Origin of the sequence: Fictibacillus sp. 26RED30 (assembly GCF_015903845.1) — a bacterium.
In the GTDB taxonomy this organism is placed as follows: domain Bacteria; phylum Bacillota; class Bacilli; order Bacillales; family Fictibacillaceae; genus Fictibacillus; species Fictibacillus phosphorivorans.
The window spans coordinates 605345-630802 of sequence record NZ_JACZDV010000002.1 but is presented as its reverse complement, the minus strand read 5'-3'; the positions used below and the strand labels follow the sequence as shown (position 1 = coordinate 630802).

The following is a 25458-nucleotide window of genomic DNA, read 5'->3' as shown; positions in this document are numbered from 1 at the left end:
TATGAATATAGAATTGTTTCAAACTTCCTTAAAAGAAAAGGGAGTCCAATTATCAGAAAAGCAGCTATCACAGTTCGAAACGTATTATAACCTGCTCGTTGAGTGGAACGAAAAAATGAATCTTACAGCGATCACAGAAAAAGAAGAAGTGTATTTGAAACACTTTTATGATTCTGTGACGGCAGGTTTTTATTTTAATTTCAAGCAAGACATTACGGTGTGTGACGTTGGGGCTGGAGCTGGGTTTCCAGCCATACCACTAAAGATTGCATTTCCAGAGATCAAGCTAACAGTCGTTGATTCTCTGAATAAACGCATTGGTTTTTTACAGCACGTAGTAGATGAACTTGGTTTAGAAGAAGTATCTCTTTATCATGATCGTGCAGAAACATTTGCTCACCGTCCGGAGTTTAGACAGACGTTCGACCTTGTGACGGCTCGTGCGGTTGCTAGACTATCTGTACTATCTGAACTCTGCTTACCACTCGTAAAAATTGGTGGACACTTCTTAGGAATGAAAGGTGCTAACCTTCCTGAGGAAGTGAGAGACGGAGAAAAAGCAGTCAAACTTTTAGGCGGTAAAGTAAAAGATATTCATTCGTTCGTATTACCGATCGAAGAGAGTGAACGTAATATCATTGTTATTGATAAAGTAAAAGAAACACCAAAGAAATTTCCGCGTAAACCAGGAACGCCAAACAAATCTCCTATTTCATAATCTGATGCTGTGTTTCTATGTGAAACACAGCTGTTACATAAAAGAAAGATTTTTACAGACTTGCAGGATTATTGAACTAGAGAGAAGAATTAGTTAACAGGCAGATTACAAAAGGTGGTGTATTCGCATGAAGCATCCTTTTTCACGTTTATTCGGCATCGGCGAAAAGAGCCAGCAAACCTTAGATCCAGAACCAGCTGAAAAAAACGACAACGAAGAAGTACTTCAACTTCCGGTTCAAAGAATCATACCCAACCGGTTTCAGCCTCGTACGGTTTTTATAGATGAACGAATTGAAGAGTTATCACAGACGATCGAAGCTCACGGAATCATTCAGCCCATCGTCGTTCGAGGTATCGGCGACGACAAATACGAGCTGATCGCAGGCGAACGTAGGTGGCGTGCTGTCCAAAAGCTCGGGTGGGAAAAGATTCCTGCGATCATTAAAGAGATGGACGACTCGCAAACGGCTTCTGTAGCACTTATCGAGAACCTTCAGCGAGAAGAGTTAACCGCTATTGAAGAAGCGATGGCATATGCTAAGCTTCTAGAATTGCACGGACTTACACAAGAAGGCCTTGCTCAAAAGTTAGGGAAGGGTCAGTCTACCATTGCAAATAAGCTGCGTCTGTTAAAGCTTCCGCAGTCTATTCAAGATGCACTTTTGCAGAAAAAAGTGACAGAACGTCATGCTCGGGCATTGATCGTTTTGAAATCTCCTGAAAAGATGGATGCCGTTCTTCAAGAAATCATCGAAAAGCAATTGAACGTGAAGCAAACAGAAGAACGTGTGAAACGAATGATCGAATCTGAGACAGCAGAAAAGAAGCCTCAGTCGCGCCGTAAATCCTATAGCAAAGATATGCGACTAGCGATCAATACGGTCAGACAATCGGTAGACATGGTCGTGCAAAGCGGGCTATCGATCGATACTGAAGAAGAAGAGCATGAGGAGTTCTATCAGTTCACGATTCGTATTCCAAAAAAATAAAAAGAGAAGGCCATCAGCTTGAATGGGAGCTGGTGGTTTTTTGTTGGCTTTTTGAGTGCTGAGGAGCGGACCAAGTAATGCTCAAATGGGATGGGTGTGGGGTATCCGGCATTCTGTGATTGTCGATTGATGTAGACTCGTGGATAAACAGGAAAAATTCGTGGAATTATCGCCAAAACTCGCGGAATTAAGTCGGAAATTTCTTGAATTGATGCTAAAATTTGAGGGATTCTTAGGTGGAATACCCCTCTCCGTATAGGTGGTAATCAGCTTCTGAAGCCTAAAAAGCCATTTTTCAATTCTTTCTAACTTAAATTCCTGAAGTGGCCGGATTTTAGAAGTAATAAGTTGAGAACCGGACAAAATAAATCCTTCTTTTTCTAGAATTCCGTACGTCATTTTATTTTCTTCATGATAGAATAATAGATAATGAATGTTTTTAAGTGAGGTAGGTGACAACGTGGCCAAGACCATTGCAGTAGCCAACCAGAAAGGCGGAGTCGGAAAAACGACTACGTCGGTCAACCTTGGTGCATGCTTAGCATATTTCGGTAAAAAAGTATTGCTCGTAGACATAGATCCTCAAGGGAACGCAACAAGTGGTGTAGGTGTAGATAAAGGGGATATTGACCAATGTATCTACAACGTTCTTGTTGAGGATGTGGAAGTTAAAGATGTAATCGTCGAGACCATCTGTGAAGGTTTACATATCCTCCCGTCGACGATACAGCTTGCTGGAGCCGAGATCGAACTCGTACCCACGATCTCTCGTGAAGTTCGGTTAAAAAGAGCGTTAGAAAAGGTAAGTTCCAATTATGATTTTATTATTATTGATTGCCCGCCATCATTAGGGCTGCTTACCATTAATTCATTAACGGCTTCTGACTCAGTCATCATACCTGTACAGTGTGAATATTACGCACTAGAGGGATTAAGCCAGCTTTTAAACACAGTACGACTTGTACAAAAACACTTAAATACCGACTTGATGATTGATGGCGTGCTGCTTACTATGCTCGATGCACGTACAAACTTAGGTATTCAAGTTATTGAAGAAGTAAAAAAATATTTTCAAGATAAAGTGTATGAAACAATCATACCAAGAAACGTCAGACTATCAGAAGCGCCGAGTCACGGGAAACCGATTATTATTTATGATCCAAAATCCCGAGGTGCTGATGTTTATTTAGATTTTGCGAAGGAAGTGATCGGCATTGGTGAAAGGGTTAGGTAAAGGGCTGCATGCCTTCTTTCCTCCAACAGAGGCAGGAGAAGAAGAGCAGATAAAAGAAGTCAGTATATCAGAGCTAAGGCCAAATCCGTATCAGCCCCGAAAAGTTTTTGACCAAAAAGCCATTGAAGAATTAAAAGAATCTATTATCGAACATGGCATTCTTCAACCAATTGTTGTACGGAAAAGTATTAAAGGATTTGAAATCGTTCTAGGGGAAAGACGATTCCGCGCAGCTTCAGAAGCCGGATTAAAAGAGATCCCTGTAATCGTAAAAGATTATGACGAACAAAAAATGATGGAAGTTGCTCTTATTGAGAACTTGCAACGGGAAGATTTGAATCCTGTTGAAGAGGCTCAAGCGTATCAGAAGCTGATGGAACACTTAAAACTCACGCAAGAAGAGTTAGCTTCCCGCGTTGGGAAGAGCCGTCCTCATATCGCAAACCATATTCGTTTGCTTCAGCTTCCAAAACCTGTTCTTGAACTTTTATCCAACGGACAACTATCAATGGGGCATGGACGAGCACTGCTCGGTCTTAAGAAAAAGACGAAGATGCAGCCAGTCGTTGAACGGGTAATGAATGAAAACTTAAACGTGAGACAGCTTGAAAAATTAATCTCTGATATTAATATGAATGTTTCACGTGGAACAAAGAAAAAAACAGTACCAGCGAACGTTTTCTTCCAAGAAAAAGAATCTTCATTACGAGATCGTTTTGGTACTTCTGTTTCGATTAAGAAATCAAAACGAAAAGGTAAGATCGAGATCGAGTTCTTTTCACAAGATGATCTAGAACGCATTTTAGAACTGTTAGAAAAGTAAGCAGAAAACCATCGCTGAGGTGGTTTTCTTTTTTGGTATTTCTAAAAGAGTTTTGATTAACAGCTTAGCACTATTGATTCAATTGAAAGTATGCACCTTGATTCTTTCGTTATAGTAATCAAAGAGGAACTGCTTAGATAGGAGAGCATAAAAAAATGTCACTGTTAGGAACGATAGTAAACGGTATTGCCATTATTGCAGGAAGCTTTTTAGGATTATTTTGGACAAATATTTCTGATCGTTATAAAGATACGATCTTACAAGCGATGGCTTTGGCTGTTACGATTTTGGGAATCGGAATGGGGCTGAAGAGTGAACAGTTCTTAATCGTGATCGCAAGTTTAGCGGTCGGCGGCGCTCTCGGTGAGTGGTGGAATCTTGAAGAGCGATTGAACGCGATCGGAAAGTGGCTCGAGGCGAAGATAGGGAAGCAAGACAAGGGATCGGTTGCTACCGGTTTTGTGACAGCGACACTTGTTTTTGTTGTTGGAGCGATGTCGATCGTAGGTGCTCTCGATAGCGGGCTAAGACAACAGCATGATGTTCTATATACAAAGGCATTGATCGACGGATTCTGTGCGATTCTATTTACTTCAACGCTTGGCATCGGAGTCATGTTCTCTGCCATACCCGTCGTTTTATACCAAGGAATAATCGCCTTGATGGCTACACAGATTGATCGCTTCGTTTCTCAAGAATTGATGGACGCCTTGATTGTAGAGATAACGGGAACGGGTGGAATCATGATCGTCGCGATCGGACTGAATTTGCTTGGCATCACTAAGATTCGTGTCGCGAACCTTCTGCCAGGTCTACTCATCGCAACGATTCTTGTTTGTATCGTGGAAAAGTGGGAAAGAATTTTAGCGTTCTCGCAAGGATTGATGTAAAAAAAGCCGCTTCTATTTGATCGTAGAAGCGGCTTTTGTTATTGAATTTTATAAATGTCTTGTGAACGAGATTCGGTGCTTGCTATCATGTTTTTTTGTTGAATCTTTTTGCGTAAACAAGCCATATGAAGAGAATCAGCGATCAGATCAGCCATCTTCATCACAATGCTGAGTCGTGTGTTTTGAAGGACAAAATACTCCATAAACCCACTTACATTTACGATACCTGTAATGTGCATATCACCCACTGGAGGCAGCTGTTTGTTAACGCCAGCTCCTGGTTTAACAGGACCATCGTTGATCGAGACCATGCCTACGTGGTTTAATCGACCCAAGCAAGCATCAATTCCTATAACAAAAGCACCTGGATGCTCAATCGCAATCATCTTTAGCTTTTCTTCTAAATTAACCGCGTGAACGGGGTCATCTAGTGTGCCGTAAACAAAGAACGGGAAAGTATCTTTATTATGCAATTTTGTACCAACAAGCGGGCCTAATGCATCGCCTGTCGATCTGTCTGTTCCTATACAGACAACGACAACTGGCTGATGAGTTGATTCCGGAAGCATAGGTAATATTTGTTCGGTGATTCTGAGCATCGCTTCCTTGTCTTCGTGGTGCAATTTATATTGAATGGGTTTCCCTAATCCCAGCTTCCGTTTGAGGAACATGACATCCTCTCCTTTATAATGGTTCTACTAGTATACGGAAGAAATCCTTTTCTTATACATGGTAGAATACAATAATCACAGACTTTTGTTTAAAGTCTATACCCGTTTCCTATGCACTCGTAACTCTAGAAGTTTTTCTTAAAAGTAAATCACATATTTACATTTGATATTCTCAGCAAAAGCTGATTAAATAATTTCATAATCAAAGAGAGGAAGATGACCCATTGGCAGGTGCTAACTTACCGGAAACAGCAGAAAAAGCTGTCACGATTTTTTCCGATAAAGAATGGTGGACAGGCATTGCTACGACGAGCTTAAAGATCGTAGGAATCATATTACTCGCTATTATTTTCAAATACATCGTAAAAGCAGCGATTGCTAATGTTTTTAAAGTCCGGCTGAAATCTCCTCTGCGTTTAAGTGAAAGAAGAGAGAACACCCTATTTAGACTGTTAGATAATGTTGCTTCTTATGTTATTTATTTTGTGGCGATCTTAACCATATTAACGGAGTTCGGTGTAGATATTAAAGCGATTCTTGCTGGTGCTGGAGTGGTTGGTCTAGCGATCGGTTTTGGTGCCCAAAGTCTTGTGAAAGATATCATTACAGGATTTTTCATCATTTTCGAGAACCAGTTCTCTGTTGGAGATACGGTACGGATCACAAACTTTGAAGGAACCGTTGAAGAAATCGGATTAAGAACGACAAAAATTAAAAGCTGGACAGGAGAATTGCATATCCTGCCGAATTCGTCTATCACAGAAGTTACGAATTTTTCTGTTCATAACAGTATTGCGGTCGTTGACTTGAGTATTGCTTATGAAGAGGATATCGATAAAGCGCAAAACATTATCCAGGATGTCGTGAAGAACGCTAAACCAAACTATCCTGAGATGGTTAAAGAACCAGAAGTATTAGGTGTTCAGATGCTTGGTGCATCAGAAGTTGTAATCCGTGTTACAGCAGAGGTACTTCCGATGACACACTTTAAGATCGCACGTGAACTCCGTAAAACGTTAAAACACGAGCTTGAAAGAGCAGGGATTGAGATTCCTTATCCTAAAATGGTCACGTATCAAAAAGAACCAGTGCCAAAAGAAAATAAATAAGGGAGAGCTGAAGTATGCAGCAAAAAGAATTTCAACTTCACGATGAAGTAGAAATGAAGAAGCAGCATCCATGTGGAACGAATCGTTGGAAAGTGATTCGTATGGGTGCGGATATAAGGATTAAATGCATGGGATGTCAGCATAGCGTGATGCTGCCAAGAGCGGAGTTCGCTAAGAAAATTAAGAAAGTCTTATCCTCTCCAGGCGAGTAACAATTCCTGTTTCACGTGAAACAAAAAACACGCGATATAATTTTAAAAAATGATTAAACGTTCGAACCGGGTTACACGACCCGGTTCTTCTTGTTTTTTAAGATGATAAAACCTATAATTGGGAAGGATATTTTTTTATTACGATGAAAAGTCTTAGGATTTCTAAGCTTTATATAAAACAGAGGAGTGAATGAACAGTGGCTCTTACAACTGGAATCGTTGGTTTACCGAACGTTGGTAAATCTACATTGTTTAATGCTATTACACAAGCAGGTGCTGAATCTGCTAACTATCCGTTCTGTACGATCGATCCAAACGTTGGAATCGTTGAAGTACCTGACCACCGTCTTCAAAAATTAACAGAGATGGTACAGCCGAAAAAAGTAGTACCTACAACTTTTGAGTTTACAGACATCGCTGGAATCGTAAAAGGTGCGAGTAAAGGAGAAGGGTTAGGAAACAAATTCTTATCTCACATCCGTCAAACAGATGCGATCCTTCAAGTTGTTCGTTGTTTTGATGATGAAAACATCACGCACGTTCACGGAAAAGTTAATCCGATCGATGATATTGAAGTTATCAACCTAGAGCTTATCTTTGCAGACCTTGAGTCTATTGATAAGCGTGTTGCACGTGTTGAAAAGCTTGCAAAGTCTAAAGACAAAGAAGCTGTAGCTGAGTTTGCTGTTCTTTCAAAGATCAAAGAAGCTCTTATGCAAGAACTTCCTGCACGAAGTGTTGATCTAACACCTGAAGAGAAGAAGATTGTTCACACGATGCACCTTCTTACAATGAAGCCGATCCTTTACGTTGCTAACGTAAGTGAAGATGAGCTTTTAGAAGGAACGAACGAGCATGTTGAAGCGGTTAAAGAATATGCGGCTCGTGAAAATGCAGAAGTTATCGTAATCTGTGCAAAAGTAGAAGAAGAAATCGCTGAGCTTGATGGCGACGAAAAGATGGCATTCTTAGGTGAACTAGGCATTGAAGAAGCAGGTCTTGATAAGCTGATCCGTGCTTCATATTCTCTTCTTGGTCTAGCTACTTACTTTACAGCGGGAGTTCAAGAAGTACGCGCATGGACGTTCCGTAAAGGGATGAAGGCTCCTGCATGTGCAGGAATCATTCACACGGACTTTGAAAGAGGATTTATTCGTGCAGAGATTGTGGCTTATGATGATCTGATGGCTGCTGGCAACATGGCAGCTGCTAAAGAAAAAGGTAAGGTGCGTCTTGAAGGTAAGGAATATGAGATGAAAGATGGAGATGTTGTTCATTTCCGTTTTAATGTTTAAAAAAACGACAGGAAGAGGTTGATTTACGTTGCAGGTGCTTCGCTTTCCGGGGGGGCGTGCGGTGAGCCACCTAGCGCTTTGCGCTGTTAGGTGGCTCACCTGTCCCGCTGATCCCCCAGGAGTCTCGCACCTTCCACTTCAATCAACTTGTCAGTGTAGTTTTTTACAACACTAATCTCAGAGCAGTTTAAAGAATACAGCCCGAGTAATCTAGAAAAACGAAGGAAAAGCAATCGCTTTTCCTCTTTTTTATGCTTTCTTTTAAGAGGTGCTTGTTTTATGGAAGATGTTTTGATATAATTCTTTATTGTGAGTTAATTGTCAACAAATACTGTTATGATGATTTTCTCCTTGCCCTTAAATATTTGTTTTTGGGCCGCTTAGACCAAAAGGAGGTGAACGGAATGAAAAAGTACGAAATTATGTACATCGTCCGTCCGAATATCGAAGAGGAAGCTCTTAAGGCAACGAAAGAGCGTGCGAAAAGCATCCTAACTGACAACGGTGCGGAGATCGCGAACGAAAAGGAAATGGGTAAAAAGCGTTTAGCTTACGAAATCAATGACTTCCGCGATGGATATTACACGCTATTGGAAGTTAACGCTCCAAACGAAGCGATTAATGAATTCGACCGTCTTATGAAGATCAACGAAGATGTTCTTCGTTTCATGACAATCGTAGACGAAAGAAATTAATCCTTTAAGGAGTGGTTCTGAATGCTAAATCGAGTAGTACTGGTGGGACGTTTAACAAAAGACCCAGAATTAAAGTACACTCCAAACGGTGTGGCAGTTGCTAACTTCACACTTGCTGTCAATCGACCTTTTTCGAATCAGCAAGGTGAGCGCGAAGCAGATTTCATTAACTGTGTCGTATGGCGTAAGCCCGCTGAAAATGTAGCGAACTTCTTGAAAAAGGGATCGCTTGCAGGAGTGGATGGACGTTTGCAAACTCGTTCCTACGAGAACCAGCAGGGTCAAAGAGTGTATGTTACTGAAGTAATGGCAGAAAGTGTTCAATTCCTTGAACCTAAAAACGCTAATGCTGGAGGCCAGCAATATCAAGGCAACAGCAACAACTTTGGTGGACCATCAAATGACCGCGGATTTGGGCAGCAAAATCAGAACCGCAGCTATGGAAGTGACAACGGCTTTGGAGGACAGCAACAACAGCAGAATCCAAAACGTAATAACTTCAACGATGACCCGTTTGCAAATGATGGCACGCCGATCGACATCTCTGATGACGATTTGCCATTTTAAACTAACGTAAACTATGAATCGGAATATATAAAATAAAACTAAAGGAGGGGACCAACTATGGCTGGACGTCGTGGTGGACGCCAAAAGCGTCGTAAGGTTTGTTTCTTCACTGTAAACAAAATCACTTACATCGACTACAAGGACACTGATCTTTTAAAGCGTTTCGTTTCTGAGCGCGGTAAGATTCTTCCTCGTCGTGTAACTGGTACATCTGCTAAATATCAACGTCAATTGACTCGTGCGATCAAACGCTCTCGTCACATGGCATTGTTACCATATGTATCTGAATAAGATCGTTTAAAGAACGCAGCTGGGTTTCCTGGCTGCGTTTTTTTGTGATTAAAAGGTAGCAGTAGGGCGTCGACTTTTGTCGAGGATTGTAGACTCGTGGATAAAAGCCTAAAACTCGTGGATAAACCGCTAAAACTTTAGGATTCAGGCATGAAATATGTGGATTGGAGCTCGAAACTTTTGGATTCCTCATCTTCACATATGAAAAAACGGCAGTGAAATGGCCGAATCAGCCTCTATTGAACCATCGTAGTAGATTCCCACACCATCTCATAACATTTTCACACATCATTTCCATGAAAACACGTGAATATCACCTATTTCTGACCCAGCTCAAGCAAACCTTCCATAATTTGTTTACTTCTCTTCAAGTACGTCTATGCTAGAATTATCGTTTAAGTTGAATTACAGCGGTTATGTCACTACAATTAGAACATATGAAGAATTTTATGAGGTGAATCATGCGCAATACTAAAGTATTGGTGGAAGGTGCCGTTGTTTCAGGCATTTATACGCTTCTTTTTTTGATCAGTATGTACATACCGTTATTTAGCTTGGTCTCGTTATTTATTTTGCCGCTCCCGTTTATCATTTATCTGTACCGGCAAGATCTTAAAGCGGGATTACTCCTATGGGCGGTCACATTTGGTGTGTCTCTGGCATTTGCGGGGCTTAACGGTATCATCGTTACCCTATTTGTTGGTTTGACAGGAATCGTGATGGGGGAACTTTATAGAAGAAAAAAACCTGCGTTTGCGGTTCTCCTTGGGGCGAGTCTGTCAAACATCGTGAACATGTTAGGAACGCTCGCTATCGCTCAAGTTTTCATGGGTATCAATTTTGTAAAAGAATTAGAGACTCAGTTTCAAAGTGCGATAGGCACAGCCGAAGATTTATATAAATCGGGTGGACAAGATCCTACACAGATTGAGAAATTAAAAGAGCAAGCGGAGTTAATTCCGATGATGCTTCCGACATATATTATTGGAGGAGCTGTCATCCTTGCCTTTTTAACGCATATCGCAGCAAGAATGCTGATGAAAAGAATGCGTTATGATGTTCCGTCGTTCCCTCCGTTTCGTGAGTGGAACCTGCCAAAATCGTTTTTGTGGTATTATATTATAGCGATTGTTTTAACATTCAGTATGCCTGAAAAGGGTACGTCTTTATATATTGTAACGATAAATTTGTATATGATATTATCGTTTGTACTTATAATACAAGGTTTCACAGTTATTTTTTATTATGCCTGGATAAAGAATTGGAAGAGAAAAAGAATCATATTGTTGATTATACTCTTGTTTTTGCTAAACTCTTTCCTGCCGATTCCTCTGGAAGTCGTTAAATTCTTAGGTATAATTGATTTAGGGTTTATGATCAAAAAACGGTTGAAACCAAAACAGTAGGAGCTGAAAGTATGCCAAAGTTTTTACTAAAACGGTGGCATGGTTATCCCGTCATCGCCTTATTTGTAACTTCTGTTGTTCTGGTAAGCATCATCACGTATTTTCATTGGATGATCGGAATGGCAGGCTTCGTGCTGCTCGGTGGATTGTTTTATTATGCCATGAAAGCCGAAGCTAGTTTTCAGGAGGAGCTGGGCGATTATATTTCGACGCTTTCTCACCGCTTGAAGAAGGTGGGAGAAGAAGCGTTGATGGAAATGCCGATCGGGATTATTTTGTATGATGAGGATTTTAAGATCGAATGGGCGAATCCATACATGGGAGCCCTTATTGAAGAAGAGTCCTTTATCGGCCATTCTCTAAACCATGTTTCAGAAGAACTGATTCCTCATATCAAGAGTGATGCGAAGGAAGAAGTTATAAAGATTAATACACATAGATTTCAAGTTAACTTCAAAAAAGAAGATAGACTGCTTTACTTTTTTGATGTGACCGAGCAGTTAGATCTTGAACGTTTGTATGATGAAGAACAAACGGTCATGGCGATTATCTATCTCGATAACTATGAAGAAGTAACGCAAGGACTAGATGACCAGTTTCGATCAACGATCAATTCAAAAGTTACGTCTGTGTTGAATGAATGGGCGAACGTACACGGCATCTTCTTAAAACGAACGTCTTCTGAGCGATTTTTAGCTGTATTCAACCAACGAATTCTTTATGAGTTGGAGAAAAATAAATTCAGCGTTCTTGATGAGGTTAGAGAATCTACAGCTAAGCAGAATATCTCCCTTACGCTCAGTATCGGGGTTGCAGCTGGGACTTCGTCACTGCCTGAGCTCGGACAGCTATCTCAATCGAGTCTAGATCTTGCTCTTGGACGCGGAGGCGACCAGGTTGCGATCAAGCAAACGAACGGAAAAGTACGTTTCTATGGAGGAAAAACAAATCCTGTTGAAAAACGTACGCGCGTACGTGCCCGCGTCATCTCACATGCTCTGAGTGAATTGGTAGCAGATAGTGACAAGGTGATTATCATGGGGCATAAGAATCCGGATATGGACTCAATCGGTTCTGCAATCGGGATTTTGAAGGTCGCGCAAGTAAATGGAAAAGACGGATATATCGTACTCGATCAAACGAATATCGACATCGGGGTTCAGCGCTTGATGGATGAGCTGAAAGAAACAGAATCGATTTGGAAGTTTTTCATCTCGCCTGAAGAAGCACTCGAGCTCGCATCGAGAGACACGCTTCTAGTCGTAGTTGATACACATAAACCGACGATGGTTATTGAAGAGAAACTGTTATCCAAGCTTGATCATGTCGTGGTCATCGATCACCATCGCCGTGGTGAGGAGTTTATTAAAGATCCGGTGCTTGTCTACATGGAACCGTATGCTTCATCTACAGCAGAACTCGTAACGGAACTTCTCGAATACCAGCCGAAGAGACTGAAGATGCGTATGCTTGAAGCAACAGCCCTTCTTGCAGGTATTATCGTTGATACGAAGAGTTTCACCCTCAGAACAGGATCTCGTACGTTTGATGCTGCATCTTATTTAAGAGCGCATGGTGCGGACACGATTCTTGTTCAAAAGTTTTTAAAAGAAGATTTAAACACGTATACAAGACGTTCCAAGCTCATTGAGAGTGCGGATGTTTATAAAAAAGGCATCGTTATTGCCAAGAGCTCTCCTGAGGATGCGTACAATCAAGTCGTGATCGCTCAAGCGGCAGATATACTATTAACCATGAACGGCATTCAAGCATCCTTTGTTATTGCAAATCGCATTGACGGCAAAGTAAGCATCAGTGCTCGTTCGCTTGGGGACATCAACGTGCAGATGATCATGGAGAGACTGGAAGGCGGAGGACATCTTACGAACGCTGCCTGCCAGATTGAGAACAGCTCGATTGATGAAGCAGAGATACATTTAAAACGTATTATTGATGAGTATATTGAAGGGGGAGAAGAGGAATGAAAGTAATTTTTCTTCAAGATGTAAAGGGTAAAGGCAAAAAAGGCGAAGTGAAAAACGTTTCTGAAGGCTATGCACGAAACTTCTTATTTCCGAAGAACTTAGCTTCAGAAGCTACATCAGGCGCTATGGCAACACTTCAAGGCCAACAGAAGAGCGAAGAGAAGAAACAACAAGCTCAATTAGAAGAGGCTGAAGCGTTAAAAGCAAAGCTTGCTGAGATGACGGTTACGATCAAAACGAAAACAGGTGAAGGTGGCCGCGTTTTCGGTTCTGTTACAAGCAAACAGATCGCTGATGGCTTGAAAGAGCAAGGGATCAAGATTGATAAGCGTAAGATCGAGCTTCCTGAGCCGATTAAAGCACTTGGGTACACGAATGTTTCGATTAAAGTGCATCAACAAGTTACGGCGACTGTAAAAGTACACGTAACAGAAGAATAAAAGAGCCGGGTTTTCCCGGTTTTTTTGCGGGCCAAGAAAGCGTTGATCTCCGTTTCAGATGCTCGCTTTCCGGGGGGCGTGCGGTGAGCCTCTTAGCGCATAGCGCTGTTAAGAGTCTCACCTGTCCCGCTGATCCCCCAGGAGTCTCGCATCTTACACTCCGATCAACCTATTCATGGAGCCAAAACCAAACTAATTTAAAGCTCTTAAACCATATACGAACGATTACTAGTAAGGAAAGGAGGAACTAACATGAGTGATTTATTTGCTGACCGTATACCGCCGCAGAATATTGAAGCGGAGCAGGCTGTTCTTGGTGCGATCTTTTTAGAGCCCGAAGCTCTTATTACGGCATCTGAGATTCTGCTTCCGGAAGATTTTTACCGTGCTACTCATCAAAGAATCTATCGCGTGATGCTCGATCTTAACGCAAAAGGCGAGCCGGTCGATCTGATCACGGTTACGTCAGAGCTTCAGGATAAGAACCAGCTGGATGAAGTCGGCGGCTTGTCCTTCTTAACGGAGTTAGCTGATAGTTCTCCGACGGCTGCGAACATTGAGTATTACAGCAAGATCGTTGAAGAGAAATCTCTTCTTCGCCGGTTGATTCGTACAGCGACTGATATAACAGCTAACAGCTATGCGCGTGAGGAAGAAGTAGAGGCGATCTTAAACGAAGCGGAAAAGTCGATCTTAGAAGTAGCGAACCGGAAGAACACGAGTGCTTTTACAGCGATTAAGGATGTTTTGGTTCACGCTTACGATAACATTGAAGCTCTTCATAACCGTAAAGGTGATATTACGGGGATTCCGACTGGCTTTAATGACTTGGACCGAATGACGGCTGGCTTTCAGCGAAACGATCTAATCATCGTTGCCGCTCGTCCATCCGTAGGTAAAACCGCGTTTGCTCTGAACATCGCGCAGAACGTTGCAACAAAGACAGAGGAGAATGTGGCCATATTCAGTCTAGAGATGGGTGCTGAACAGCTTGTTATGCGTATGCTTTGTGCAGAGGGTAATCTAGATGCACAGCGACTTCGTACAGGGTCTTTGTTACCCGAAGACTGGCAAAAGCTTACGATGGCTATGGGAAGCCTGTCAGCAGCTGGTATCTACATCGATGATACACCAGGTATTCGTATTAATGATATTCGTGCTAAATGCCGTCGCCTGAAGCAAGAGAAGGGTCTTGGTATGATTTTGATCGATTATCTGCAGCTTATTATGGGTAGCGGGAAGTCAGGCGAAAACCGCCAACAGGAGGTTTCTGAGATCTCTCGTTCACTAAAAGCACTTGCTCGTGAGCTGGAAGTGCCGGTTATCGCTCTTTCTCAGCTATCTCGTGGTGTTGAATCCCGTCAGGACAAGCGTCCGATGATGTCCGATATCCGTGAATCAGGTTCCATCGAGCAGGATGCCGATATCGTTGCCTTTCTATATCGTGACGATTACTACGATAAAGAATCAGAAGCCAAGAACATCATTGAGATCATCATCGCTAAGCAGCGTAACGGTCCAACAGGAACGGTAGAGCTCGCTTTCGTAAAAGAATATAATAAGTTCGTTAACCTGGACAGGCGGCACGATGAGAGTGCCATACCGCCTGGCGCATAAAAAAAGCAGCTGGAAATTATTCCGGCTGCTTTTGCATTTCTATTACTTTATTTTCTATTAACCACATTTCTATTCTGTTTTTCACTTTATCTTTTTGAAACGTCTGCCATTTCTCATGTAAACCGAGCTCAATCACTTTATCGGTAAAACGTTTGAAAGGCTCATCCTCATTTAAAGCGTGAAGCAGTTCGCTGTTTTGATGAAAGCTCTCAAATTCAACCATCCAGCTGAAGGATTCAACGTTCATCACCTTTGGAATCTCAATAAATCGGTCTGGTTCTTCGGCATCTAGAAATTCTAGGTTGGGAAGGCCACCGGTTTCGATCGCATCAAGCAGTATCGTTTGTTCATTTTTGTCTAAATAATAGATGTGGTTTGCTTTTGTATCCATATAAGCCACCATTAATTTTTCGATAAGCAAGTAATCGTACCTCCTAAAAAAGGTGAATACTACAGGATACGATAAGGTTTTCGATCTTTTGGCTATAGAAATGTAAAATTATTACGAACGAAAATATTAATTCATCTTTTAATGTTCGTGTTTTTGATTGACTTCTATCAGATATATTGCTAAACTAAGCTTGGTTTTCAAGATTAGATGATAAATTCGTCAATCGTTAATTTCATGGAGGTGCAACCATGTCATCAGTAGTAGTAGTAGGAACACAATGGGGAGATGAAGGAAAAGGTAAGATTACCGATTATCTCTCAGAAAAAGCAGAAGTAGTAGCTAGATACCAAGGCGGTAACAACGCTGGTCATACAATCGTATTTGAAGGTAAGAAGTATAAGCTTCACCTTATTCCATCTGGAATCTTTTATAAAGATAAAATCTGCGTGATCGGAAATGGAATGGTTGTCGATCCGAAAGCAGTTCTTGAAGAGCTTGCTTATCTTCACGGCCACGGAGTAAGTACGGACAACCTTCGTATTTCTAACCGTGCGCACGTGATTCTTCCTTATCACCTTCGTCAAGATATCTTAGAGGAAGAGAGCAAGGGTGCCAACAAGATCGGCACAACGAAAAAAGGAATCGGTCCTGCATACATGGATAAAGCAGCTCGTATCGGAATCCGTATCGCTGACCTTTTAGATCGTGAAGAATTTGAAGAGAAGTTAGAGCGCAACTTAGCGGAAAAGAATCGTTTATTCGAACGCATCTATGAATCAGAAGGCTTCACGAAAGAGCAGATCTTAGATGAGTATTATGAATACGGTCAACAAATTAAAAAATATGTAGTCGATACATCAGTTGTTCTTAACGATGCATTGGACGATGGACGTCGTGTTCTTTTTGAAGGCGCACAAGGTGTTATGCTTGATATCGACCAAGGAACATATCCATTCGTTACGTCTTCAAACCCTATCGCAGGGGGAGTAACAATTGGTTCTGGTGTTGGTCCTTCTAAGATCAACCATGTTGTAGGTGTTTCAAAAGCGTATACAACACGTGTTGGAGATGGTCCGTTCCCAACTGAGCTTCATGATGAGATCGGTAACCAAATTCGTGAAGTTGGCCGTGAGTACGGTACAACGACAGGACGTCCGCGTCGTGTAGGTTGGTTTGACGCAGTAGTTGTTCGTCATGCTCGCCGTGTTTCAGGTATCACAGATCTTTCTTTGAACTCAATCGACGTTCTAACAGGTATTGAAACGTTGAAAATCTGTGTAGCGTACAAATACAAAGGTGAACTAACGTATGAATTCCCAGCGAGCCTTAAAGAGCTTGCTCAATGTGAGCCTGTATTCGAAGAAATGCCAGGCTGGACAGAAGATATTACAGGTGTGAAAGATCTTGGAGAACTTCCAGAGAACGCGCGTCATTATGTAGAGCGTATCTCGCAAGTAACTGGTATTCCACTTTCTATCTTCTCAGTTGGACCAGACCGTAACCAAACAAACATGGTACGAGGCGTATTCGCTTAAAAAATTAGTAGCCCCTTGGTGAAACGAGGGGCTTTATTTTTGATGAATTAGAAATGCTTTTGTGAGTATTTTTAAGGATTCCAAAGTTTTTTTTGAAAAATCTACAGAAAACATATTGCCAAAGCTTCAATATCGTGATAAAGTAACACTTGTCGTGAAAAAACGACAAACGTTTTAAAACAAAGCACGAGCCATTAGCTCAGTTGGTAGAGCATCTGACTTTTAATCAGAGGGTCGAAGGTTCGAATCCTTCATGGCTCACCACTTTTTTTAAAAAAGTGGCCCGTTGGTCAAGCGGTTAAGACACCGCCCTTTCACGGCGGTAACACGGGTTCGAATCCCGTACGGGTCACCATTATTTCTTTAAGTAAAGTAAATAAAAGCATTTAAAAGTGGACTCGTGGTGTAGTGGTTAACATGCCTGCCTGTCACGCAGGAGATCGCCGGTTCGACCCCGGTCGGGTCCGCCACTTTTATGGCTCGATAGCTCAGATGGTAGAGCAGAGGACTGAAAATCCTCGTGTCGGCGGTTCGATTCCGTCTCGAGCCACCATTTTACTTTAAATCCTAAAACATGTTGCATGTTCCTTGAAAAGGAGCATGCTTTTTTTTTGCGTACGGTCGGTCGCCGTTAGTGGAGGGTATATAGCAAGGACGTCTTTGTCGAGAATGATCGAATGGCCTTTATTTTGTTTCTTAGACTTAATTGCTATCGATTTTGACTTAATTTTTTTTATTTCGACTTAATTGCATCAAGATTAGACTTAATTAACAGCTCAAGTACCCCGTGGGATATCAACACTAACCCCTTCCGGCAGCAGAAACAACACCGATACACCTCCAAAAAAGCATGCACAGAGACATGCACAGCACAAATCAGCTTATCCGCACTAAGATTTATAACATTTTCTCTCCAACCATATACTTTTAATGCTGATAAAGAGGGATAAGTACTCAATCGTTCGAATATAGTGTATCAATTGGGATGAGGAAGGTAGTGATCATACAGATGGAATTTGAATGGGCGCTGTATTTGATCGCGAGTTACCTTGTTGGTTGCATCATGACAGGGTTTCTTGTAGCAAAGCTTATAAAAGGCGTTGATTTACGATTGTTAGGAAGCGGAAATATAGGAGCACGGAATGCTGGAAGAGTATTAGGGCCATCAGGATTCGTACTCACGTTAGCTGGCGACATCTTAAAAGCGGCTGCGGTCGTTTGGGCAGGCATACAATTTCAATATCCCCCATATATACAGCTTCTCGGTTTTTTAGCGGTGATTCTCGGACATCTCTATCCCGTCTTTCTTCGTTTTCATGGTGGGAAGGGAGTGGCTTCTTTTATCGGAGGGATGATTATTTTTCACCCCATATCTGCTGTTCTTGTAGCAGCTGCATTTCTGCTCTTTTATGGAATTAAAAGAAGTCTAACCGTAGCGGGACTCTTTGCTTTTGCACTCACTCCTTTCTTCTACTGGCTGTTTGAAAAGCAGTGGCTAGAGACGTTGCTCTTGATTCCGATTAGCTTCCTTGTTGTGTATGTTCAAAAAGAAGATATAAAAGAGCGCATCAAATTAACGGAATAGGTGTTAAATAAGGGTATAAATCGGTGAATTTATACTCTTTTTTATGTCGTTTTTTTACAGTTGCATTACAAAATCCCTGAAATTCTGACAAAGCGAAATTCCTTGTGATAGGATACTAGAGGTGCTAAAGGCATAAAGAGTAGTAGGTCTTTAGGCATATTTAGAGATCATAGAGAGAATCTTTAGGGGGAAATAGAAAAAGTGAACAGTCGAAAAACCACTGAAAGATTTATTAAATATATCGCACTGTCGTTTGTCGCAGTGATTTTAATAGTGTCAGCATTCACGATGAATCCATCAAGCACATCTGCGAGTAGCGACGATAACCAGTTGATCAAGACGGTTTATCACGTTTATGTAGATGGAAAGAAGGTTGGAACGGTTCGTGAAGAGAGTGTTGTCGACGAGACAGTCGACCAAATTCTCCAACAGGCAAAAGGTAGAAAGAATAACTTTGCTTTTGCGGTGAGAGAGTCTATCGAGCTTAAGCCTGAAAAGATGTTCAGACCAGAGTTCGATAACGAAGAAGTAAGAGAGAACTTGAAGAAGCAGCTAACGGTTGAAGTTGAGGCTTATCGTTTAGTCGTTGGCGGACAAACTGTTGCGTATGTTTCAAGCAAAAAAGAAGCGAAAGATACGTTGCTGAAGCTAAAGCTCGAACATGTTTCAAAAGCCGAGCTAGATGACATCGAAAAAAAGAAAGCTGAGCACGAAAAGCTTGAAGTACCGGACTTAAAACCGGGAGAACGTAAAGTGATTGATATCGACTTTTCAGCGCCAGTTCTTATTCAAAAAGCGCAAACATCTATCAGTAAGCTCGTTACGGTAGATGATGCCATTTCTTCTTTGAAAGAAGGCAGTCTGCACAAAAAAGAGCATATGGTACAAAAAGGAGAAACGGTTCAATCTATCCTAGAAAAATATCACTTAACGATGGATCAGTTATTCACGTTAAACCCAAGGCTTATGTTAGTACCCGTTGTTCGTACAGGACAGACAGTAACCGTTACTGAAAAAGAGCCTTATACCGAGGTCCTTGTGTACGAAGCAACACGTGTTCAGAATGAACTTCCTTTCCAGGTTGAGAAGCAAGAAGATAGTACATTGGAAAAAGGACAGGTTAAAACCGTTCAAAAAGGACAAGTTGGCTTAGAAGATATTACGTATACAACAAGAAAAGCCGATAACAAAGTGCTACAAAAAGAAATTTTAGAGAAAAAGCAAGTGAAGACTCCGGTTACAGAAATTCAAAAGATTGGTACGAAAGTGATTCCTTCTAAAGGGACAGGCACTCTTTCATGGCCGGCTGTAGGTGGATATATTTCTAGCCATAAAGGCACGCGCTGGGGTAAAGAGCATAAAGGGATGGATATTGCTCGACCTTCAGAACGATCGATCCTAGCAGCTGATAACGGTAAAGTTGTTTCTGCTGGGTGGGATGGAGATTATGGAAACAAGATTATTATTGATCACAACAATGGCATGAGAACCATTTATGCGCATCTTGATTCGATGTCTGTTACAACAGGTGATGTTGTGCAGAAAGGATCAAAGATTGGTGTGATGGGTACAACAGGTCAATCGACTGGTGTTCATTTGCATTTTGAAGTCTATGAGAACGGTGTTCTGAAGGATCCAGCACATTATATAAGTAAAAATTGAAGTTATGAAAGATGGTTGATTTCCGTTACAGTTTGCTCGCTTTCCGCGGGGCAGGCGGTGAGCCCCTTGCCGCTTCGCGCCCTTAAGGGTCTCACCTGTCAAGTTGCAGTGGCTAGACCCTCGAGGTCAAAAGTTAAATGGCTCAGAAGGCAAAGTGCACCTTCAAATCCATTCATCTTTTGCTTGTCGGGTCTGAACGAGCCACTTCACTCTTCGGACTGACCGCTTGTCCCGCAGGAGTCTCGCACCTTTCACTCCAATCAACTATTCATTGATGAAAAGTAATAAACAAAATGTCAAAAACCTCTTAGGAGTAACAGCTTCCTGGGAGGTTTTTCATGCTCAAAACGAAATGAATTACTTTCCGGATGTATTTCACACAGCGAACTTTCGACGGCGATTTTATGTGATACCAACTTTTCTTTGTCAAAAATTAGAAGGTTTTGCTAGTAGTATGGAGAAAGTTTCAACTGTGATAAAATAGTAGAGATACCATATAATCGATACTACAAAATATTCTGCTATATATAAAATAGAGTTTCCGAAGAAGGAGCGTTCTCATGGATAAGAAAATTCTCGTTGTGGATGATGAAAAACCCATTGCAGATATTCTGCAGTTTAATCTTGAAAAAGAAGGTTTTACTGTAAGTTGCGCATATGATGGCATTAATGCGTTAGAAAAGGTAGAAAAAGAGAAGCCGGATATGATTTTACTAGATATCATGCTTCCACTAAAAGACGGTATGGAAGTATGCCGTGAGATCCGTAAAAAGTACGATATGCCGATCATCATGCTTACAGCAAAAGACTCTGAAATTGATAAAGTATTAGGTTTAGAGCTTGGGGCCGATGATTACGTGACGAAGCCGTTCAGCACGCGTGAATTAATTGCACGTGTTAAGGCTAACCTGCGCCGTCATCAGCAGGAATCAGAGCGTGAAGTAGACGAGAACAATGAGATCACGATCGGTTCTCTCACGATTCATCCTGATGCTTATATCGTGACCAAACGTGGCGAAACGATCGAGTTAACACATCGTGAATTTGAACTGCTGCATTATTTAGCAAAACATATCGGACAAGTGATGACGCGTGAACACTTACTCCAAACCGTATGGGGATACGACTACTTTGGTGATGTAAGAACGGTCGATGTAACGGTTCGTCGTCTGCGCGAAAAGGTTGAAGATAACCCAAGTCACCCATTATGGATCATTACAAGACGCGGAGTGGGGTATTACTTAAGAAATCCTGATCAGGAGTAGTCATGATGGATAAAGTCAATTTTTTTAAATCAATACACGTTAAGTTTGTATTGATTTATGTATTGCTCATTTTAATAGCCATGCAAGTGATCAGCGTTTATTTTATCAACAACTTAGAATCTGATCTTCGGCAGAGCTTCTCTAAATCACTTTACGATAGAGTGAATTTATTAGAGTTTAACGTTGAGCAAAAGATGAAAGACAAAGATCGGTACAAAGATAAAAAGACTGACGATGGTGAAGAGCCGATAACGCTTGAAGATGATATTCAAGCGTTAATTGACGAGGAATTTGAAGAGAAAGAGATTCAAGTACTTAATGAAGATGGCATGGTACTTGCGAGCAATAAACGGCAGTTAGTGGGGCAGATCAGCTTCAACCCGAAGATCAAGCTTGCTCTTGAAGGAACGGTCGATGATGAGATCATGCTTCATGAAGGCGAGCGGGTCATGGTGCTCGCAAAACCGATCAAAATTGATGCTACCGGTGAGAATATTGGGGCTATCTATTTAGTCGCTTCTATTGAAGGCATCTTTAAACAAATCTCTCGTATCAATAGCATTCTAGTGACCGGAACCGTAATCGCTCTTATTATTACAGGGCTTCTAGGTGTCTTTTTGGCGCGTACGATCACACGGCCTATGGCAGATATGAGAAAGCAAGCTCTTGTTATGGCGAGAGGAGACTTTTCTCGTAAAGTTCAGCTGTATGGAGATGATGAGATCGGTCAGCTCGCTATGACCTTTAACAACTTAACAACAAAGCTGCAAGAAGCAACGGCTATTACAGAGAGTGAGCGTAGAAAGCTGCGTTCCGTTCTTACGTATATGACAGACGGTGTGATTGCGACAGATCGTGACGGAGCGATTATCCTCATGAACGACCGTTCTGAAGAGATGCTGAACATCTCCAGGCAGAACGCATTAGGAACGCCTCTTATGGAGCTATTGCGCTTAAATACGGAATACACGTGGGAAGAGCTTTATAACGAATACGAATCCATGCTGCTCGATTTTAGTACAGACGATATGCACTATGTGGTGCGAGCAAACTTCTCAACGATACAAAAAGATGACGGGCCAATCAATGGTCTTATTTGTGTTCTTCATGATGTTACAGAGCAAGAACAGATCGATAACGAACGAAGAGAGTTTGTATTCAACGTTTCACATGAGCTTAGAACACCACTGACGACGATGAGAAGTTATCTAGAGGCACTGGCTGAAGGGGCGTGGCAGGACGAAAACATCGCTCCGCGTTTCTTAGAGGTTACTCAGAATGAGACAGAACGAATGATAAGGCTCGTAACGGATCTCCTTCAATTATCCAAGATGGACAGCAAAGATTATCGATTTAACTTTTTTGAGATTGATCTTGTCGAGTTTTTAAATGGCATCATCGATCGCTTTGAGATGCTTGAAAAAGAAAACATTGAATTATCTCGCTCGTTGCCAACACATAAGATCAATGTTCAGCTGGATACCGATAAGATGACACAAGTGCTTGATAACATCATCTCGAACGCGATGAAGTATTCTCCTGAAGGTGGAACGATTACCTTTACAGCGGCTGTTATTGGACGCAAAGTGAAGGTAAGTATCTCAGATCAAGGCGTCGGAATTCCGAAGAACAACGTTTCTAAGATCTTTGATCGTTTCTTTAGGGTAGACCGTGCTCGTTCTCGAGATATCGGAGGCACCGGCCTAGGTCTTGCTATTGCAAAAGAGATCGTACTTGCGCATGGTGGAGACATCTGGGCAGAAAGTGAATGGGGCCAAGGAACGACCATCCACTTTACTCTTCCTTTAAAAAAGGTTAAGGAGGGGCTGCAATGAACTGGTTAAAGTGGATTACACATGCAAAAGAAGTGATCACCTTTTTCAAGAAGAATTACGAACATATTAAGTCTATCGCGCTCACTGTCTTGATCGGCATGAGCCTTGTCCTTACATGGAGCTTGTGGACATTCAAGCCAAGCTATCCATCACTTGAAGGAGCTCGTATCGTTAAGAAGCAAGAAGTTGATATTGAAGCCGGCGTGAAACAACTCGTCTATCCTACACAAGTGATCTACCACAGTGGAGACGAGTTATACGGACTTGAAGCGAACAACTTATTGAAAGAGTTTCATATGGGCTTGAACGAAACGAAATTTACGTTTGATACAGGTTCAAAAAATAATCGAGCTTTCGATCCAGATGAAAAATTCCTACGAGACAACAAGTACGTGGAGATTATTTTTCCAGTAGGTATGAGTCAGGATATATACAAAGAGATCTTCTCGTTTGAATCCGAGATACAAGCTACTAAACCACAAAATGTTGATCGAATCTTCTTATACCAAGATAAAATGACAGATAGTATTGAAGGCTATCTTGTTTCTTATCAAAATAAAAAGATGCAAAAGATTAGGGCAACAAATAACCAGCTAAATCCATTAATAAGAGATATGGATAAGTGGGTCGATACGGGGAATTTAATTCCTTATATCCAGCATGATATTGAGGATGACGGGAAAGAAGGACAAGCAGAGATCCTTAGAAGATTCTATTTTCCTAAAGACTCGCTAGCTTTAACTCGCTATACGTACCTTTCAAAAGCAACAGGTGAGGATACGTATGAAATGTATAAAAAAGCGCTGTTCAAAGATCCGTTAGCCGTAAAAAGTGCTTCTGATAAAAATCAGATCACGTATGCTGATGGAACAGCTGCAATGGTTGTAAATGAGGTGCAAAATCGTTTCGCGTTTACAAACTTTGCGGGAAATCGGAATCCAAATACAACACCAAACATTTCACCACTTTATCAATCCTTAGACTATATCAATACGCACGCAGGGTGGGGAAACCCGTATATCCTTTCCGCTCTATCAACGTACTCAGCAAACTTCTGGCTATTTGTTGAGAATTTGCCTGTGTTGGATCCGGAGATGCAGATGAGCCTAGTGTGGTATGAAAATGAGCTTAAGGAATATCAGCGCTCACTCGTTCAGTTACAACTCGACCAAAAGTCTTATCTCTCACAGAAAGTCAACATTCAGTCAGGATTAGAAGTTAAGAAAGAGCTCGAAGAAAAAGATTACAACAAGAACTATGTTCAAGATGTTCGTATTGGATTTACGATGAAAAAACAAAAAGAACCTCACGTATATAAGCTAGAGCCGCAATGGTTTATTAACTATGATGCTAAAGGATGGCAGCCATTATTTACAGAGACGGGAAAGGAAGGATATTAATTGAATTGGCAAAGAACAAAAAGCATTTTTATCCTTACCTTTCTTATCTTAAATCTATTTTTGGGGTATCAGCTCTATCAAAAGAACGACATTAACAACATCTCGAGACTTACTGATCAGCCTCTAGAAGAGCGTTTGGCGAATAACGAAATTTCACTTTCAGAAAAGTTGCCGAGATATAAAGAAAAACAAACCTTGATCAGTGCTCAGCGTTACAAGTTTTCTGAAGATGAGAAGAAATCTCCTGCAAAAAATGTATCGCTGGATAAGGAAGCTAGCACAGACATCACCCTTCACTATGATCTTAGTAAACCGATGGATCTTCCGAAAAAGGATTCAAAAGATTTGATCTCAGATCTTAATCAATTTGCAGAAGAAAACATCTCACGCGGTAAAGAATACGCTTTTTACGAATGGGATAAAGAGAGTAACATCGTCTGGTTTACGCAGGTCTACCAAGAGAAAAAGGTCTTCTATAACCCTACTAATTTTGGTATTGTTGCGGATGCAAAAGATTACGATGTGCCGAACGGAATGATCAAGTTCACGCTCGATGATAAAGGAAACCTTACTAGTTTTACGCAAACTTATCTCTTTATTACGAGACAAGGAGCTTTTCAACAAATCATCTCACCTAGCAAAGCACTTGAGAAACTATTAGAAACAAACCTTCAAAAAGGTGATCATATACAAAAAGTGGAGCTTGGCCACTATAGCCTTGTAGGTGAAGGGGAAGTTCAGGTTTATACACCTACATGGTTCATAGAAACCAAGGACGGACAGTATTTAGTTAATGCGACTGACAGTTCCATTCAAGTTTTGACGGAAAAGGCAGAGTAGA

General features: G+C 41.4%; 24 protein-coding genes and 4 tRNA genes. 26 read left to right on the top strand and 2 right to left on the bottom strand.

Annotated features, from left to right (window positions below):
* Nucleotide 1 precedes the first annotated feature (1 nt).
* The 5 genes from rsmG to IHV11_RS15780 all read left to right on the top strand — a co-directional run bounded on the left by rsmG (nt 2) and on the right by IHV11_RS15780 (nt 4656).
* A complete protein-coding gene (gene rsmG, locus IHV11_RS15800; RefSeq protein ID WP_197195451.1) occupies nt 2-718 on the top strand; it encodes a 16S rRNA (guanine(527)-N(7))-methyltransferase RsmG in 717 nt (238 codons plus the stop codon).
* Nucleotides 719-845: 127 nt separating this feature from the next.
* Nucleotides 846-1709 (top strand): nucleoid occlusion protein, encoded by an 864-nt coding sequence (gene noc / locus IHV11_RS15795; protein WP_197195450.1) that lies wholly within the window; start codon nt 846-848, stop codon nt 1707-1709.
* Between the two features lie 460 nt (nt 1710-2169).
* The gene (locus IHV11_RS15790) at nt 2170-2943 is read left to right on the top strand and encodes a ParA family protein (protein ID WP_191755486.1); all 774 of its coding nucleotides are present in this window, start codon (nt 2170-2172) and stop codon (nt 2941-2943) included.
* Nucleotides 2924-3766 carry a ParB/RepB/Spo0J family partition protein gene (locus IHV11_RS15785; RefSeq protein WP_197132744.1) on the top strand — a complete coding sequence of 281 codons (843 nt, stop codon included), beginning with the start codon at nt 2924-2926 and terminating at the stop codon, nt 3764-3766. The genes IHV11_RS15790 and IHV11_RS15785 overlap by 20 nt, the downstream gene beginning before the upstream one ends.
* Before the next feature lie 155 nt (nt 3767-3921).
* Nucleotides 3922-4656 (top strand): DUF554 domain-containing protein, encoded by a 735-nt coding sequence (locus IHV11_RS15780; protein WP_197195449.1) that lies wholly within the window; start codon nt 3922-3924, stop codon nt 4654-4656.
* 38 nt (nt 4657-4694) lie between these two features.
* On the opposite strand, the gene yyaC is transcribed toward IHV11_RS15780, so the two are convergent.
* Nucleotides 4695-5327: a spore protease YyaC gene (gene yyaC / locus IHV11_RS15775; RefSeq protein ID WP_197132746.1), complete on the bottom strand. Its 633-nt coding sequence runs from the start codon at nt 5325-5327 to the stop codon at nt 4695-4697.
* Between the two features lie 224 nt (nt 5328-5551).
* Between yyaC and IHV11_RS15770 the strand changes: the two genes are divergently transcribed.
* The 10 genes from IHV11_RS15770 (at nt 5552) to dnaB (ending at nt 14944) form a co-directional block, all read left to right on the top strand.
* Nucleotides 5552-6436 carry a mechanosensitive ion channel family protein gene (locus IHV11_RS15770; protein ID WP_231618389.1) on the top strand — a complete coding sequence of 295 codons (885 nt, stop codon included), beginning with the start codon at nt 5552-5554 and terminating at the stop codon, nt 6434-6436.
* 14 nt (nt 6437-6450) lie between these two features.
* Nucleotides 6451-6648, top strand: a complete 198-nt coding sequence (locus tag IHV11_RS15765) for a DUF951 domain-containing protein (protein WP_066244210.1) — start codon at nt 6451-6453, stop codon at nt 6646-6648.
* Nucleotides 6649-6845: 197 nt separating this feature from the next.
* Entirely contained in the window at nt 6846-7943 is a 1098-nt protein-coding gene (ychF, locus tag IHV11_RS15760; protein WP_137791310.1) for a redox-regulated ATPase YchF, read from the top strand.
* Between the two features lie 404 nt (nt 7944-8347).
* Nucleotides 8348-8638, top strand: coding sequence for a 30S ribosomal protein S6 (gene rpsF, locus IHV11_RS15755; protein ID WP_066399533.1), 291 nt, complete (start codon nt 8348-8350; stop codon nt 8636-8638).
* 21 nt (nt 8639-8659) lie between these two features.
* A complete protein-coding gene (gene ssb / locus IHV11_RS15750; protein WP_066399530.1) occupies nt 8660-9205 on the top strand; it encodes a single-stranded DNA-binding protein in 546 nt (181 codons plus the stop codon).
* A gap of 57 nt (nt 9206-9262) precedes the next feature.
* Nucleotides 9263-9496, top strand: coding sequence for a 30S ribosomal protein S18 (rpsR, locus tag IHV11_RS15745; RefSeq protein WP_066399523.1), 234 nt, complete (start codon nt 9263-9265; stop codon nt 9494-9496).
* 461 nt (nt 9497-9957) lie between these two features.
* On the top strand, nt 9958-10902 hold the full coding sequence (locus IHV11_RS15740; RefSeq protein WP_197195448.1) for a YybS family protein: 945 nt from the start codon (nt 9958-9960) through the stop codon (nt 10900-10902).
* An 11-nt stretch (nt 10903-10913) separates the two neighbouring features.
* Complete coding sequence (locus tag IHV11_RS15735; RefSeq protein ID WP_197195447.1) at nt 10914-12887, top strand: DHH family phosphoesterase; 1974 nt, start codon at nt 10914-10916, stop codon at nt 12885-12887.
* On the top strand, nt 12884-13327 hold the full coding sequence (gene rplI, locus IHV11_RS15730; RefSeq protein ID WP_197195446.1) for a 50S ribosomal protein L9: 444 nt from the start codon (nt 12884-12886) through the stop codon (nt 13325-13327). The genes IHV11_RS15735 and rplI overlap by 4 nt, the downstream gene beginning before the upstream one ends.
* A gap of 252 nt (nt 13328-13579) precedes the next feature.
* The gene (gene dnaB / locus IHV11_RS15725; RefSeq protein WP_144696584.1) at nt 13580-14944 is read left to right on the top strand and encodes a replicative DNA helicase; all 1365 of its coding nucleotides are present in this window, start codon (nt 13580-13582) and stop codon (nt 14942-14944) included.
* Nucleotides 14945-14960: 16 nt separating this feature from the next.
* On the opposite strand, the gene IHV11_RS15720 is transcribed toward dnaB, so the two are convergent.
* The gene (locus tag IHV11_RS15720; protein ID WP_197195445.1) at nt 14961-15365 is read right to left on the bottom strand and encodes a UPF0158 family protein; all 405 of its coding nucleotides are present in this window, start codon (nt 15363-15365) and stop codon (nt 14961-14963) included.
* Between the two features lie 218 nt (nt 15366-15583).
* Between IHV11_RS15720 and IHV11_RS15715 the strand changes: the two genes are divergently transcribed.
* The 11 genes from IHV11_RS15715 to IHV11_RS15665 all read left to right on the top strand — a co-directional run bounded on the left by IHV11_RS15715 (nt 15584) and on the right by IHV11_RS15665 (nt 25457).
* A complete protein-coding gene (locus IHV11_RS15715; protein WP_197132760.1) occupies nt 15584-16870 on the top strand; it encodes an adenylosuccinate synthase in 1287 nt (428 codons plus the stop codon).
* A 188-nt stretch (nt 16871-17058) separates the two neighbouring features.
* Nucleotides 17059-17134: transfer RNA gene (locus tag IHV11_RS15710), tRNA-Lys, on the top strand.
* A gap of 16 nt (nt 17135-17150) precedes the next feature.
* A tRNA-Glu gene (locus tag IHV11_RS15705) sits at nt 17151-17225 on the top strand.
* 39 nt (nt 17226-17264) lie between these two features.
* Nucleotides 17265-17340 (top strand) — tRNA-Asp (locus IHV11_RS15700).
* Nucleotides 17341-17347: 7 nt separating this feature from the next.
* Nucleotides 17348-17423: transfer RNA gene (locus IHV11_RS15695), tRNA-Phe, on the top strand.
* A gap of 444 nt (nt 17424-17867) precedes the next feature.
* Nucleotides 17868-18455 (top strand): glycerol-3-phosphate acyltransferase, encoded by a 588-nt coding sequence (locus IHV11_RS15690; RefSeq protein ID WP_197195444.1) that lies wholly within the window; start codon nt 17868-17870, stop codon nt 18453-18455.
* A 201-nt stretch (nt 18456-18656) separates the two neighbouring features.
* Nucleotides 18657-20117: a peptidoglycan DD-metalloendopeptidase family protein gene (locus IHV11_RS21535; RefSeq protein WP_197195443.1), complete on the top strand. Its 1461-nt coding sequence runs from the start codon at nt 18657-18659 to the stop codon at nt 20115-20117.
* Between the two features lie 560 nt (nt 20118-20677).
* Nucleotides 20678-21382 (top strand): response regulator YycF, encoded by a 705-nt coding sequence (yycF, locus tag IHV11_RS15680; protein ID WP_066244253.1) that lies wholly within the window; start codon nt 20678-20680, stop codon nt 21380-21382.
* Between the two features lie 5 nt (nt 21383-21387).
* The gene (gene walK, locus IHV11_RS15675; RefSeq protein ID WP_197195442.1) at nt 21388-23217 is read left to right on the top strand and encodes a cell wall metabolism sensor histidine kinase WalK; all 1830 of its coding nucleotides are present in this window, start codon (nt 21388-21390) and stop codon (nt 23215-23217) included.
* Nucleotides 23214-24617, top strand: a complete 1404-nt coding sequence (locus IHV11_RS15670) for a YycH family regulatory protein (protein ID WP_197132772.1) — start codon at nt 23214-23216, stop codon at nt 24615-24617. Before walK ends, IHV11_RS15670 begins: the two co-directional genes overlap by 4 nt.
* On the top strand, nt 24618-25457 hold the full coding sequence (locus IHV11_RS15665) for a two-component system regulatory protein YycI (RefSeq protein ID WP_197195441.1): 840 nt from the start codon (nt 24618-24620) through the stop codon (nt 25455-25457).
* Nucleotide 25458 lies beyond the last annotated feature (1 nt).